The 13,005-nt window shown below is 64.9% G+C and carries 7 protein-coding genes; 1 reads left to right on the top strand and 6 read right to left on the bottom strand.

The annotated features are described in order from the left end of the window. Positions 1-145: 145 nt before the first annotated feature. Positions 146-3,499 (bottom strand): pullulanase-type alpha-1,6-glucosidase, encoded by a 3,354-nt coding sequence (gene pulA / locus LVD10_RS07175; RefSeq protein ID WP_237062705.1) that lies wholly within the window; start codon positions 3,497-3,499, stop codon positions 146-148. A gap of 695 nt (positions 3,500-4,194) precedes the next feature. Here pulA and rsgA point away from each other — a divergent pair. Beyond that, complete coding sequence (gene rsgA, locus LVD10_RS07170) at positions 4,195-5,340, top strand: ribosome small subunit-dependent GTPase A (RefSeq protein WP_237062703.1); 1,146 nt, start codon at positions 4,195-4,197, stop codon at positions 5,338-5,340. 318 nt (positions 5,341-5,658) lie between these two features. Here rsgA and LVD10_RS07165 read toward each other — a convergent pair whose 3' ends face one another. The 5 genes from LVD10_RS07165 to LVD10_RS07145 form a co-directional block, all read right to left on the bottom strand. After that, positions 5,659-7,518, bottom strand: coding sequence for a DUF885 domain-containing protein (locus LVD10_RS07165; protein WP_237062701.1), 1,860 nt, complete (start codon positions 7,516-7,518; stop codon positions 5,659-5,661). A gap of 63 nt (positions 7,519-7,581) precedes the next feature. Beyond that, the gene (gene dxs / locus LVD10_RS07160; protein WP_233006330.1) at positions 7,582-9,495 is read right to left on the bottom strand and encodes a 1-deoxy-D-xylulose-5-phosphate synthase; all 1,914 of its coding nucleotides are present in this window, start codon (positions 9,493-9,495) and stop codon (positions 7,582-7,584) included. A gap of 163 nt (positions 9,496-9,658) precedes the next feature. Continuing rightward, complete coding sequence (locus tag LVD10_RS07155) at positions 9,659-10,570, bottom strand: polyprenyl synthetase family protein (protein WP_237062699.1); 912 nt, start codon at positions 10,568-10,570, stop codon at positions 9,659-9,661. Then, positions 10,571-10,834, bottom strand: coding sequence for an exodeoxyribonuclease VII small subunit (gene xseB / locus LVD10_RS07150; RefSeq protein WP_233006328.1), 264 nt, complete (start codon positions 10,832-10,834; stop codon positions 10,571-10,573). It lies immediately after the preceding gene. Positions 10,835-10,922: 88 nt separating this feature from the next. Then, positions 10,923-12,428, bottom strand: coding sequence for a DUF7133 domain-containing protein (locus LVD10_RS07145; protein ID WP_237062697.1), 1,506 nt, complete (start codon positions 12,426-12,428; stop codon positions 10,923-10,925). Positions 12,429-13,005: the final 577 nt, after the last annotated feature.

Here is a 13,005-nt window from a genome sequence, read left to right as displayed (position 1 = left end):
TGTGCGCCACTGGATGACCCGGCGACAGCTGCAGCCTGTTGAAATTACAGCATAGCGTCACCCCCGGGCAGCAAAAAGCCCTTCAAGCGCGCAAGAAAATGGCCGGCGCAATGCCGGCCCTGTGGGGTTGCTGCCTGTCAGTCGGTCAGTGCGAGCCGCGGTAATTGACCAGTACCGCGGTGGTGCGGCCCGGAATCGAGACACTGCCGGACCGGCGATCGAAATCCACCCCGCGCAGGCGCTGGTCTGCGGAGTGCCGCTGGTGTGGGTGCAGCACGAATGGCTTGCCCTGCAGTTCCTTGCTGGAAAACGCCACCGCTTCGTCATCACCGTTGAATAGCACCAGTATCTCCTTGTGGCGGCGATCGAACCGGCCTTCCTCATCCAGCAGCTGCATGGCGATCAGTCCCGGCACCTGGTCCGGTCCCATATTCAGGAACCGCACATGCTCCACCACCGCGTCGGCATCGGGCAGGCGGAACAGCCGCGAGCTGTTGCGAATCGCCAGCTGCTCACGGAACAGTGCAATGGTGTCGAGGCGATGCTTGCGCTGCGGTGCGATATCCGGGTTGGCCAGCAGCGGCGCCATCAACGGCCACTTGTCCTCATTCTTGTCCGCGACCGGCAGGCCCACACCCCAGTTACCGCTGCTGAAACTGAAATCCAGCGCGTTGAACCAGTCACCGGAATTGTAGCTGTCACGGTCCATGGACTTGGAGCGCAGGAATTCCTGGCCGGCATGGATAAACGGCACTCCCTGGGCAAACAGCACCAGTGAATTGCTGAAGGCCTGCATGCGTACGCGCTCGTCAATAGTGGCGCTGCTGTTGGCCTTGATCTGGATGCCGTCGAACAGGGTTTCGTTGTCGTGGGCAGCGATATAGTTGATCGACTCCTGCGGGTCGCGGGTATAGCCGGTGGGCTGGCCGTTATAGACCAGCTCCGCGCCGGTAATCACGTTGCCGTAGGAATCGATCAGCGGGAAATCCGCCAGGTTGCCGGCCAGGGAAACCCGCACCTTGTCCGCCAGCGTCAACAGGGTGGCGCGTTCGTTGTCACCACCCCCTTCGCCATTGTTAAAGCGGCCATTGGAGTCGGTGTAGAGGCCGGTACCAAAGCCCTGCTCCTCGTAGCCGCCGAAGGGGTTACCGCCGCGCACACTGTCGCGCAGCCGGTCGTTGAAGGTGCCCACACCGGTTCCGGCCATATTCGACTGGCGCGCCTGCTTGAAGCGGGCATCGTTGGCCACCTCACCGAAGTTCCAGCCCTCACCGTAGAGGTAGATGCTGCCGCCGTCGACACCGTCCCGCTGCGGGGTCAGTGCGCCCAGCGCCTCCCTGGTGTTGAGGATATTGTCCAGGCTGTGGTGGCCCATCAGGTCGAAGCGGAAACCGTCCACCTTGTAGTCTCGGGCCCACACCAGCATGGAATCGATCATCAGTTTTTCCATCATGGCGTGTTCACTGGCCGTGTTGGCGCAGCAACTGCTCATTTCCACGCCGCCGTCGCCGTTGCGGCGGTGGTAATAGCCCGGGACGATCTTGTCCAGAACCGAATTCTGGTACTGGCCAAAGGAACTGGTGTGGTTGTAAACCACATCCATTACCAGGCGCAGGCCACTCTTGCCCAGCCCCTGCACCATTTCGCGGAACTCGCGAATCCGCGCGGCGCCATCGGGCGCAGTGCTGTAGCTGCCCTCGGGCACCGTAAAGTGGAGCGGGTCGTAGCCCCAGTTGAAGCCGTCGGCATCGCGGATCGCATTGACCGCCGCCTGTTGTTCCGGGCTGTCGGGCGCGTACATGCTGAGGTCCGGTGTCGCCGCCCGCTGTGAGGGATCCTCGTTGACGGTGGCAAAATCAAACGCCGGCAGCAGGTGCACATGGGTCAGGCCGGACCTGGCCAGGCGGCGCAGGTGACGCATGCCATCACTGTTGCGCTGAGCGAATGCGCTGAAAGTGCCCCGCTGCTGTTCGGCAACGGATTCATCCTCGATACTGAAATCCCGCACGTGCAGCTCATAGACGGAGATATCCTCCGGCTGTGCCAGGACGGGCTTGCGCAGCCGGTCCCAGCCGCGGGGTTTCAGGTCGGCATCGTCCAGGTCGATTACCTGGCTCTTGCCGCTGTTGACCGACAGGCTGAGGGAGTAGGGATCCGTTACCAGGTTGGTCTCGATGTTGCGGCTGAAGTAGGAATAGACCTCAACCTCGTAGAGATAGAACTTGCGGTCCCACTCACTGCTTACCTCGGCGGTCCACACGCCGGTTTCCGGGTCGCGCTGCATGGGGACCACCATGTCCGCGGAGTCCTGGCCGGAGGTGCTGAACAGCTGCAGGTTGAGGGAGCGCGCGGTGGGAGCCCAGAGGCGGAACACAACCCGGTCATCGAGCACCTCGGCGCCGAGCTTGCCGTCGTAAGTGAAGGCGTCATCGAGAGCGCCGGGTAGCTGGATACCAGTGGCATCGCGCAGCTTGCCCTCACTGTCGTACACCGCCAGCGCCAGCTGCTTCTGCACCAGGGATTCGATCGCGGGTGCATCTGCCGGCAGGGTCAGGGCGGTGTAACCGGACAGGTGGCGGAATTTCTCCTGTGCTGCCGCGGGCAGCCCGCCGGTCTGCTGGAGTGCGACGGCACCGTCTCCGCTGACCCCATCGGCACCCAGTACCAGCCCGGCGCTGTCACTGTAATGCAGCATGACGGTGTCACCTTCCCCGATGGAGATATTCCAGGCGAAGGTCTGGCTGTCGACCCAGTGCGCCTTGTCCAGGCCCAGGTCGCCACGGGGAATGCCGTCGGTGCTGACGGTGACCTGGCGGGTACTGGTATCGAAGGCGAAATAGATCTCGTCGCCGTCAGCGTCCACAGTAAAGGGCACATTGCCGCCGTTATTGCCGTAGCTCTCGCTCCAGTTCTCGTCCAGGGCCACCTTGAACTCGTAATTGCCGGCGGGGATCTCGGTGGAGAGGAAGGTGTAGATGCCATCGCCGTCGACATCCTGCATCCAGCTGCGCAGGCAGTCCGGCTGCCAGTCGCCGGGGCAACCGAGCTCGGACTGGAAATTGCCGGCCACGGTGGCGATGGTGCTGTTGACGCTGTCGGTAATCCAGTGGGTCTCGTGATCGTAGTAGAACTTAACGTCACGGGGGCTATCCAGCTGCAGCGGGATATTGCCGCCGTTGCGGATGGCGCCCAGGCCATAGTTTTCATCCCAGCTGCTGTTCAGGGCCGTCTTGTATTCGTAGTAGCCGGCGGGCAATGGAAAGCTGCCCTGCCACTTGTTGTCGGCGCTGTCGTAACCCAGCATGCTGGCGGCACACTCCGGCTGCCAGTCACCGGGGCAGCCGATGGGGCCCTGGACAGTGCCGGGGATGTTCACGGCGGCGGGGGCCGGGGTGTCACTGGCATATGCCGGCAGGCTGGTGGCCAGCACACCGGCGGTGATTGCCAGGGCCAGGTGCGCGGGGCGCGCCGGTATCGGGAGGACTCTCGTGGATCGCATAGGTGTGGTTCCTCGGGTTTATTGTTATTGAGGCTTTGTCGTTCTGGATTGAGCGGGGAGTGTCAGGAACTTCCCCCTGTCCCCATTGAACCCCACCCAAACGGCGGCCTCCTCCCACCCCCGGGGGCGGAGGTAATAAGTGGGCCCTTTTGGCGTCTCGTCCCTCTTTTCAGGTGATCGCTGTCACATAATTTTTATAAAAGTGTCACAGGGCGGAAACGGGGTCAGGGGAATATTGTTTGCGAGTAAGGCATTGCATGAATTTCTCTTTGTCTATACTCAGTCCATCTGGTTGTGGCGAGTCGAGAAAGGTGATGCACTCGCTATAGCTGGGTATAAAGGCCGGCGTTTCGCCGGCTTTTTCGTTTCCGCTTCCCCTTCAGAGTTTTTTACGCCCGGCTGCAGGCTTGCGGGCGCCGGCCCCCGGTGCTAATTTCCCACAGGTTATTCCTGTCCACACTTTGCCACGGAGGATCCCAGATGATTGTCGTTACCCTCCGCCGGGCCGTGTAGCGCCAAATCCGTTCCCCGCGCATCCGGGCTGGTGCCTGCACCTGCCTCGCGCCGCGAACCCGCGCTTCCACCCGGCGACAAGTTTCCATCGATTCGCCGGGTTTCCCCTTACCGGAAATCCGCCCGCCACCTTTTCTGGTGTGGCTGACTCGCGCCTGTGCGCAAAAACCGGGTTTACTGCAATGAGCAAATCACTGATTTCACGTCGTCCGCCGATCCGTCGCGGCGGTGCTGATAATGGGCGCGCCACGGCGCCATCACTTTCCCCGCTGCAACTGCTGGGATGGAAGCCTTTCTTCCAGCAACAACTGGCTCTAGAGGAGCTGGAGGCCTGTGACCCGCTCCGGGTGATGGCCGTACACCGGGACCGGCTGTTGCTGGCCGGGGAGCAGGGCGAGGAAGTCCTGGCCCTGGGCGGCACATTTTTCAACGAGCCGGCGTCCGGTGATACCGGTGGGCAGCGTGTCACCGTCGGCGACTGGCTGCTGCTGGACCGGGAGTCGCGCCGGGCGCAGCGCTGCCTGGAACGGCAGAGCCTGTTCCAGCGCATGGCGCCCGGGGGGCAGCGCACCCAGTTGATCGCAGCCAATGTGGACACTGCGGTGGTGGTGTCCTCCTGCAATCACGACTTCAACCTGTCGCGTATCGAGCGTTACCTGGCGCTGGTACGGGCCACCGGCGCGCGGCCAGTGGTGGTGCTGACAAAAGCGGACCAGTGTGACGCCCCGGGGGATTACCTGGACCGGCTGCGGGAGCTGCCCGATATCCAGGCGCTGGCACTCAATGCCACTGACCCGGACAGCGTGGAGCCATTACGGGGCTGGTGCGGAGTGGGCGAAACAGTGGCTCTTCTGGGATCCTCCGGGGTGGGCAAGTCGACCCTGCTAAATACCCTGAGCGGCGAGCAACAAGCCGCCATTGCCGCTATCCGCGAGGACGACAGCAAGGGGCGCCATACCACCCGCCACCGGGAACTCTACCCGCTACCGGGGGGCGCCCTGCTGCTGGACAGCCCGGGTATGCGGGAGCTGGGGCTCGCCGGTGTGGAGAGGGGACTCGAGGAGGCGTTTGGAGATATCGGGGTACTCGCGTCGCAGTGCCGCTTTGCCGACTGCCGGCACCAGTCGGAACCGGGCTGCGCGGTAATCGCGGCGCTGGACAGCGGCGAGCTGGACGAGCGCAGACTGCACAACTGGCGCAAGCTGGAACGGGAAGTTGCCCGTAACAACCGCACGCTGGCAGAGCAACGCGCCGGTGATAAAGCCCTGGGGCAAATGTACCGGGCGGTGCAGGGGCATGCACGCAACCGCAAGCAGCGTGGGGACTGACGACATGCCGGTCCTGGCCGGAACCAGGCCTGGGCAGGCACGTCGGAGTGGGCGGATACAAGATCCGCCCCTATCGGTGAATCAGGATTGTAGGGGCGAACCTTGTGTTCGCCCGGTTGCGGCGCCCTCAGATGCTGATGCCCTGCGTCGCGGCCAGCGGCCGCTCCTACGGTCGCGCGGTGGGGTTCCCGGGTGCTACGGCGACCTCCGGGGCGCCCCGGCCCTCGCAGTCGGATACAGGTGAATCGTTGGGCGTAGGGGCGAACCTTGAGTTCGCCCGGGGAGGGGACGGGCGGGATGCCCGCCCCGGGAGGTGGGTTACAGGGAAGCGGCGGCCTGCCCGGCGCTGCTCTTGGTTGTCCCGTTGTTGGCGCGCTGTGAGGCCTGGCTTTCGATCCAGGCGGTCATGCGGGTTTCCAGCACATTCAGCGGTACGGCACCGGCACCCAGCAGGTGGTCGTGGAAGGCGCGGATATCGAAACTGTTACCCAGCTCCTCTTCCGCCGCGGCCCGCAGCGCCTTGATTTTCAGCTGGCCCAGTTTGTAGGCCAGGGCCTGGCCCGGCCACACCAGGTAGCGGTCGATCTCCACGGTGACATCGTGCCGGGGCTTGGCACTGTTATTCATGAAGTACTCGATCGCCTGCTCGCGGCTCCAGCCCAGCTGGTGCATGCCGGTGTCCACTACCAGGCGCACGGCGCGCCACATGTCATAGGTCAGGGCGCCGAAGCGGCTGTAGGGATCCTGGTACATGCCCAGGTCGTGGCCCAGGCTCTCGGAATACAGGCCCCAGCCCTCGACGAAGGCGGTGTAGCCGCCCAGCCGGCGCAGTGGGTGCACACCCTCCAGTTCCTGCGCCAGGGCGATCTGCAGGTGGTGGCCGGGCATCGCCTCATGCACGGTCAGGGCTTCCATCTCCCATTTCGGGCGGCTGTCCAGCGCATAGGTGTTGGCGAAGAAGACCCCTGCACGGCCAGCCTCGATGGAGCCGGGCATGTAATAGGCGGTGGTCTGGGATTTCTCCGAGTACTCCGGGATTCGCTTCACACCATAGGGCAGGCGCGGCAGTTTGCCGAACAGCTTCGGCAGTTCCCCGTCGATGCGCTTGGCGATATCGCGGTAGTCCCGCATCAGCGCCTCGCGGCTGGTGTGGAAGAAGCGCGGGTCGGTACGCAGGAATTCGGTGAAGGCATCGAAATCGCCCTCGAACCCGGTCTCGGCGATGATCTTCTGCATCTCGCCGCGGATACGCTTTACCTCATTGAGGCCGATGCGGTGGATCTCCGCCGGGCTCAGTGCGGTGGTGGTGTTCTCACGCACCTTGTGGGCGTACCAGCGCAGGCCGTCGGGGCGGCTGGTAAAGGCGGTGTCGGTCACCGCACCGGGGATATAGTCCCGCTCCACAAATTCCGCCATCACGCGCCAGGCCGGTGCCAGCTCGTCGCGGTAGAGGGCGTGGGCGCGCTTTTTCAGGCGCCGCTGCTGGGCGGCGGGGATGCTCGCCGGCATCTCGTTGAACGGCTTCAGCAGCGGGCTCTCGTCCGGGTTCTCCGGGATCAGGGCGCGGATCTGGTCCGGCAGGTCACGCAGGGTGATCTGCGGCGGGGTAATGTTCTGTTCCAGGCCGCGGGCCATCAGCTCCCGCGTCTGCTGTACCAGTGCCGGCAGCTTTTCCAGGCGGGTGAGGATGTTCTCGTAGTCATCGGCATTGCCCCTGGCCATGGCGTTCAGGACCCCGGGCACATTGCGCTGGATGCCGCTCATATGGGTGACCGGCAACAGGTGGTCGCGGAACTGGAAACCCTTCACCTCGGTCAGCAGGTCCTGGTACAGCAGCTGGTAATCCAGTTGCAGCTCTTCCGGCAGCGCCTCCTCGTCGAGCTGGCGGCTGGCAGCGAGCATGCGACGGGTCTGCTCCTGGCGGCGCTTGATACCGTCCAGGGACGCATCGGTCCAGCGGTCGTCGACACCGGGGTAGCCCCGGTAAGTGGCACTCGCCGGGTAGCTCTCCATGATCCAGCGGTAGCGCAGGTCCTGCAGGCCCTTCAGCTGGGCTGCGGCGCCGTCGCCGGGCAGCTCGGCAAAGGCCTCGTCGAAAGCGCGTTCTTCCATGGCTGTGGTGCCGGCCGCGGCACACAGGCCGATGGCGGCAATCAGGGATTTGCGGAAAAGAGACATGGATACCTCGTTGGGAATAGGCGGTCTTGAATAATTATTCTGCGGGGCGGCAGGGGCGGCGCACTAAAACGCCGCCGCCTGGCCCTTTATGTTTTTCTCATCGAGCTGTGCCAGCCGGCGGCGGATCTGTTCTTCCATACCATCCGCGTCCAGGCCCACAGCGGCCAGCAGGTCCTTGTGCTTGCCGTGTTCGATGGTCCGGTCCGGCAGGCCCAGCTGCGCCAGTGGCACCATAGTGCCGCGCGCGTTCAGGTACTCGGCCACGGCACTGCCGGCGCCGCCGGCAATGGTGTTTTCCTCCACGGTCACCAACAGCTCGTGTCCCGCTGCCAGTTCATCGATCAGGGCCTCGTCGAGGGGCTTCACCCAGCGCATATCGGCCACGGTCGCGTCCAGGCGTGCGGCCGCTTCCAGGGCCGGGGCCAGCAGGGTACCGAAGTTCAGGATCGCCACCCGGCGACCATCGCGCACCTGGCGCCCGCGGCCAATGGGCAGGGCCTGCATGGCCTCCTCGATACGGACGCCGGTGCCGGTGCCGCGCGGATAGCGCACGGCCGCGGGCCCTTCGTGCTGGTAGGCGGTGTAGAGCAGCTGGCGGCACTCGTTCTCGTCGCTGGGCGCGGCGATCACCATATTGGGCAGGCAGCGCATGAAGGTGAGGTCGAAGCTGCCGGCGTGGGTGGGGCCGTCCTCGCCCACCAGGCCGGCGCGGTCGATGGCGAAGGTGACATCCAGGTCCTGGATTGCCACGTCGTGCACCAGCTGGTCGTAGCCGCGCTGCAGGAAGGTGGAGTAAATGGCCACTACCGGTTTCTGGCCCTCGCAGGCCAGGCCGGCGCCCAGGGTCACCGCGTGCTGTTCAGCGATGGCCACGTCGTGGAACCGGTCCGGGAAGCGCTCGGCGAACTCCACCATCCCGGAGCCCTCACACATCGCCGGGGTGATGGCGACCAGCTTCTCGTCCTGCTCGGCCATATCGCACAGCCACTGGCCGAATACCTGCTGGTACTTGGGCAGCTTGCGCTCTCCGGGCACGGCCACCTGTACCTTGGGTTCCGGCTCCAGCTTGTTCAGCGCGTGGTAGCCCACGGGGTCTTCCTCGGCGGGCCCGAAGCCCTTGCCCTTGGTGGTGACGATATGCAGCAGCTGGGGGCCGCGCTGGCTGCGCAGGTTGCGCAGGGTGTGCACCAGGTCGTGGAGGTTGTGGCCGTCCAGCGGGCCCACATAGTTGAAGCCCAGCTCCTCGAACAGGGTGCCGGGGGTGATCATGCCCTTCACGTGTTCCTCGGTACGCCGGGCCAGCTGCCAGGCCTTGGGGATCACGGACAGTATCTTACGGCTGCCCTCGCGCATGCTGAGGTAGGTCTTGCTGGCGAGGATACGGGCAAAGTAGGTGGCCAGGCCGCCGACATTCTTCGAGATGGACATGCGGTTGTCATTCAGCACCACCAGCATATCGCGACCCGTGTGGGCGGCGTGGTTCAGGGCCTCGAAGGCCATGCCGGCGGTCATGGCGCCGTCGCCGATCACGGCCACTACCTTGCGCTCCTCCGGGGAGCCCAGGGCCATGCCCAGTGCCGCGCTGATCGAGGTGCTGGAGTGGCCCACGCCGAAGGTGTCGTAGGGGCTCTCGCTGCGCTTGGGGAAGCCGGACAGGCCGCCCTGCTGGCGCATGGTGTGCATCTGCTCGCGGCGCCCGGTAAGGATCTTGTGGGGGTAGGTCTGGTGGCCCACATCCCACACCAGCCGGTCCTCCGGCGTGTTGTAGATGTAGTGGAGGGCAATGGTCAGCTCTACCACACCCAGGCCGGCACCGAAGTGTCCGCCACTCTGGCCGACGCTGTACAGCAGGTACTCGCGCAGCTGGGAGGCGAGCTCCGGCAGCTGGCGCTCATCCAGGGCGCGCAATTGCGCCGGCTCGTCAATGGAATCCAGCAGCGGGGTGTGCGGGCGTGTACGGGGGATTTCGTCGAACATCGAGTGTCCTGTAACTACACCAGGGCGGGCGCGGCCGCGGGGCGGCGGGGACGGGCCTGGTATCAATTGCAACCAATTCAAACAGGGGATTGTATGCCTGTGGGGGGCAGATTGCATCCCGGTTGGCGGGGGCGCCAGGGGCTTCAGGCCGGCACCGGTAGCGTCAGTGACTGCGCTGGACGATAAAGTCAGCCAGTTGCTCAAGCAGGCGGCAGTCGCCGCCCAGCCCGGCCAGGTTCTCCAGGGCCTGGCGGTGCAGCGCGGCCAGTTTGCTGCGCGCGCCCTCCAGCCCCAGCAGGGAGACATAGGTGGGTTTGTTGCGCGCGGCATCGGCACCCTGGGTTTTGCCCAGGGTGGCGGTATCGGCGGTGACATCGAGGATGTCATCCTGCACCTGGAAGGCGAGGCCGATGGCATCGGCGTAGGTGGTCACCGCATCCAGGCGCTGTTGGTCGGCGCCGGCGATCAGGGCGCCGATTCGCGCACTGGCGCGGATCAGCGCGCCGGTCTTGAGCCGGTGCATGTGTTCCAGCTGGGCCAGGCCGGGCTGCCGGTTGACCGCCGCCAGGTCGATTGCCTGGCCTGCCACCATGCCGTGGGCGCCCGACGCCCGGGCCAGCTCCTGCAATAGCTGCAGGCGCAGCTCTGCGGGTGCATCGCAGTCGGCCAGCGACTCGAAGGCGCGGGTTTGCAGGGCGTCACCGGCGAGGATGGCGGTGGCTTCATCAAACTGGATATGGCAGGTGGGGCGTCCGCGGCGCAGGTCGTCGTCGTCCATGGCCGGCAGGTCGTCATGTACCAGCGAATAGGCGTGGATGCATTCCAGCGCCGCTGCGGCGGTGTCGCACAGTTCCGGCCGGACGGCGCGGCTGTCGATGGCGGCGGCACTGGCGTAGACCAGCGCCGGGCGCAGGCGCTTGCCCGGGCCCAGGGCCGCGTAACGCATGGCCTCGTGCAGGGTCTCGGCGCCGGGTTCGGGCCGGGCCAGGACGGTGTCCAGGTGGGCCTCGACCCGCTCAGCGCACTCCTGCAGGAAAGCCTGCAGCCCGGCAGCGGATTGTGCTGGCGTGGTCACTCAGTTGCCGTCCCCGCGCTCGTCGGTGTCATCACCGGCATCGAAGGGCTGCTCGCGAACCTCCCCGTTCTCCTCCATCAGCACCTTGACCTTCTGCTCGGCGCTGGCCAGCTTCTGCTGGCATTCGCGGGTCAGCTTCACCCCGCGCTCGAAATCTGCCAGGGCGTCCTCCAGCGGCAGGTCGCCCGCTTCCAGGCGCTCCACAAGCTGTTCCAGCTCTCCCAGAGCCTGCTCAAAAGTCGCGGGTTTCTCTTTTGCTGCCATAAGCCTGTTGCCTCAGCCTGGTGGTATATTGCGCCGCGGCAACCTTAGCCGCTGCCGCGCCCACGGTCAATCTCGCTGCCCGGGGCACTCAGGTGCCCGGAGACGTCTCCGGCAGGGCATTGCCCAGGTCCTGCTCCAGTGACATCAGGTAGTGTGCCAGCGCCCGCTTTTGCGGGCGGCTGAAATCGTAATCCGGCATCGGCGGTGTCGGGGCATCGAAATAGTCCGCCAGGGAGCGCAGGGTGTATTTCCCCGACAGGTTCTCCAGCACCACCTGCTCGGCATGGCATTGCGCACAATTGTGCCGCTGGTAGAGTTCGGCGCCGCGCTGGGCGGCGTCGCTGTCGATGGCTACCGGCTTGGGCGGGGCCTGGACCCGCGGCGCACCGCCGGCAGCGGTGACGGCTTCCCGCTGCTGGCCCCGGGTGACCCGGTAGATGGCCCCGGCGTAGTCGTCGGAGATGTAAATATTACCGGCTGCATCCTCGGCAATGGCCACCGGGCGGCCGTAGACCTCGTCCCGGTCCGGCCCCAGGAAGCCCCAGAGAAAGTCCCGCTGGTGAATCTCGCCACTGTCGTCCCAGTGCAGGGACACCACCTTGTAACCATCCTTTACCGAGCGGTTCCAGGAGCCGTGCAGGGCCACCAGTGCCGCATCGCGGTATTCCCCGGGCTGGGCCGGGCTGCGCAGGAACTGGATTCCCAGCGGTGCATTGTGGGCCGGGAAGTTGTGCACCGGGGTGCGGGAGGCGGCGATCTTCTCCCGGATCGCGGCGCTGGCGTCGACGCCCAGGTCCGGGTCGGGTACCCGGTCGCCGTTGGCGTAGGGCCAGCCGTAGAAAGCGCCTTTCTCCACCAGGTTCAGTTCACAGGGCGGGAAATCATCACCGAGCCAGTCGCGGCCGTTGTCGGTGGCATAGAGGGCGCCGTCGACCGGCGACCAGTCGAAACCGACGCTGTTGCGCAGGCCGGTGGCAAAAATTTCCAGCCCGCTGCCATCGGGGCGGAAGCGCATGATGGTGGCGCGCTGTGGGTCTTCTTCTTCGCACACATTGCAGGTGGAGCCGCTGCTCAGGTACAGCCAGCCGTCCGGGCCCATGCCGAGGGTCTTGGTCCAGTGGTTGCCACTGTCACCGAGGCCGGTGACGATGCGCTGGTAGCTGCCCGCCAGCCGCCCGTCGGAGTGATCGAAGGCCACCCGGCCCACGGCGTCGCTCTCGGCGATATAGAGCCAGTCCTCGTGCAGTAGCAGCCCGTGGGGGCGATTCAGGTCCTCGATCAGGATACGGCGTTCGTCGCTGTGCCCGTCGCGATCCTGGTCCGCGTGCAGCAGGGAGACCTGGCCGCGCTTGGGCTGGGAGACAATGATGTCGCCGCGGCGGGTCACCGCCAGCCAGCGCGCATTGGGCAGGTCGTCGGCAAACAGGTTGACGCGGTAGCCCTCCGCAGCGCGCAGCTGGCGCTGGACAGTCTGCTCATCGGTATCGCCGCCACCGGTCAGTTGTTTCCACGGGATATCCACGCCCGGGGTCAGGAATAACAGGGCCACGAGTCCTGCGACCAGCGCAGCGACAAAAGTTAGCGCGTATTTCAACAAGTTGGTTATGCCTTTTCTTGATATTGTAATCGTTTGTAATAGAGTAACGCCCGGAGCAACGCTTCACGAAGCGGCTCTCCTTACCTCCAGCCCCGGAATTCTCCCCATGGCTGTCGGGCCCGCGCCCGCCACGTGCGATATCTCATACGCTTGTGAGATATCTCGCACATGAAAATCAGCCGATCTCCCCTGTTAAATTTTCCCGCCCTGTCCATAATGTAATTGCAAGGACGCGAAAGGGACTGACCACAGCGGCAAGGGAACACGGAAAGGTGAGCCGCTCCGCCCACGGAATTGGGCACCATCCTGTGAGACGCACCGTTCGGGCGGGAAGCCCGAGCGGTGTTTTTAATTTGGGCGCCTGGTTTTTTTCACCGGGTGCCGCCGCAACTCGGTGCAGCGCCCAGGGAAAGTGACACCATCCGCATTAGTGTCGCCACTGTCATCCTGCGGCTTTCCTGTCTGGAAATTGAAACAATATTCCGCTTTAATCTCAACGAACCGGCCATTTTTTGATGCGGCCGGCGGAGGGTGAAGCATTCAGTAATTTAGTGCCAGAAACGTCCGCCATTCC

Origin of the sequence: Microbulbifer zhoushanensis (assembly GCF_021729055.1) — a bacterium.
Classification (GTDB): domain Bacteria; phylum Pseudomonadota; class Gammaproteobacteria; order Pseudomonadales; family Cellvibrionaceae; genus Microbulbifer; species Microbulbifer zhoushanensis.
This window is presented reverse-complemented; position numbering and strand designations above follow the sequence as displayed.

Coding starts and splice junctions, on each gene's coding strand:
- pulA (WP_237062705.1), bottom strand. CDS start 3,499: ATGCGATCCACGAGAGTCCTCCCGATACCGGCGCGCCCCGCGCACCTG.
- rsgA (WP_237062703.1), top strand. CDS start 4,195: ATGAGCAAATCACTGATTTCACGTCGTCCGCCGATCCGTCGCGGCGGT.
- LVD10_RS07165 (WP_237062701.1), bottom strand. CDS start 7,518: ATGTCTCTTTTCCGCAAATCCCTGATTGCCGCCATCGGCCTGTGTGCC.
- dxs (WP_233006330.1), bottom strand. CDS start 9,495: ATGTTCGACGAAATCCCCCGTACACGCCCGCACACCCCGCTGCTGGAT.
- xseB (WP_233006328.1), bottom strand. CDS start 10,834: ATGGCAGCAAAAGAGAAACCCGCGACTTTTGAGCAGGCTCTGGGAGAG.